This is a genomic window from Oceanibium sediminis (assembly GCF_003265325.1).
Taxonomy (GTDB): Bacteria; Pseudomonadota; Alphaproteobacteria; order Rhodobacterales; family Rhodobacteraceae; genus Halovulum; species Halovulum sediminis.
On the sequence record NZ_QGNX01000044.1, the window covers coordinates 1 to 1,231 of the forward strand.

1 protein-coding gene is annotated in these 1,231 nt (G+C 57.0%); it reads left to right on the forward strand.

Translation table 11 applies throughout. From position 1 onward, the window contains the following. Positions 1 to 63: 63 nt before the first annotated feature. Positions 64 to 1,193 (forward strand): IS3 family transposase gene (locus tag DJ029_RS21475; protein WP_112324495.1). Its coding sequence is split into 2 segments (ribosomal slippage): positions 64 to 307 and positions 307 to 1,193, totalling 1,131 coding nucleotides; the frame shifts between segments, so codons are not numbered across the junction. Positions 1,194 to 1,231 lie beyond the last annotated feature (38 nt).

Sequence of the window (1,231 nt, forward strand, 5' to 3'; positions counted from 1 at the left end):
TGGATGTGTCGCGGTTTGATGCCGCTCCTTTGATAGCATTTATTGCAACAAAGGAGATGAACTATGGGATTGAAACGGACGGATGAGTTTCGAGCTGATGCGGTGCGGATCGCGCTGACGAGCGGGCTGAGCCGCAGGCAAGTTGCTTCAGATTTGAGTGTTGGCCTTTCTACCCTGAACAAATGGGTGACGGCGTATCGTGACACTGATGTGGTGTCGGACAAGGAACTGGACCTTGCCCGTGAGAACGAGCGGCTTCGACGGGAGAACCGGATTCTCAAGGAGGAGAGGGATATCCTAAAAAAGGCCACGGCCTTCTTCGCGAGCCAAAAGCCATGAGGTTTAGGTTCGTCGAAGGGCATGGCCGCGATTTCCTGACCAATCGTCTTTGCCAGGTTCTGGATGTCAGCGAACGAGGCTTTCGTGCCTATCGCAGCCGTCCTGCCAGTCAAAGGCAGCGGACCGACATGGTCGTGCTGGTTCATATCAAGGAACAGTCCCGTCTCAGCCTGGGCAGCTACGGCCGTCCACGAATGACCGAAGAGCTGAAGGAGCTTGGTCTGAACATCGGCCACCGCCGCGTTGGCAGGCTGATGCGTGAGAACGGCATACGGGCCGAGAGATCGAAGAAATACAAGGTGACGACCGACAGCAATCACGCCTTCAACATCGCGCCGAACCTGTTGAACCGGGACTTCACGGCAGACGCGCCCAACCGGAAATGGGCGGGCGACATCAGTTACGTGTTGACCCGAGAAGGATGGCAGTATCTCGCGGTGATGTTGGATTTGCATTCCCGCCGTGTGATTGGCTGGGCGGTTAGCAATCGGATGAAACGAGATCTGGCGATCCGCGCCTTGAACATGGCCATAGCGCTACGCCAGCCGCCCAAGGGCTACATCCACCATACGGACCGTGGGTCGCAATATTGTTCGCACGACTACCAGAAGCTCCTGCGCCAGCACGGCTTCCAGGTATCGATGAGCGGCAAGGGCAACTGCTATGACAACTCCGCCGTCGAGACGTTCTTCAAGACGATCAAGGCTGAGCTGATCTGGCGCCAGTCGTGGCAGACACGCAGAGAAACAGAGCTGGCCATCTTCCAGTACATCAACGGCTTCTACAATCCACGCCGACGGCATTCAGCATTGGGCTGGAAAAGCCCGGTCGCCTTCGAGCGGAAAGTGGCCTAAACGAGCACTTGGGGCGGCACTAAAACGGGACAGGTCCA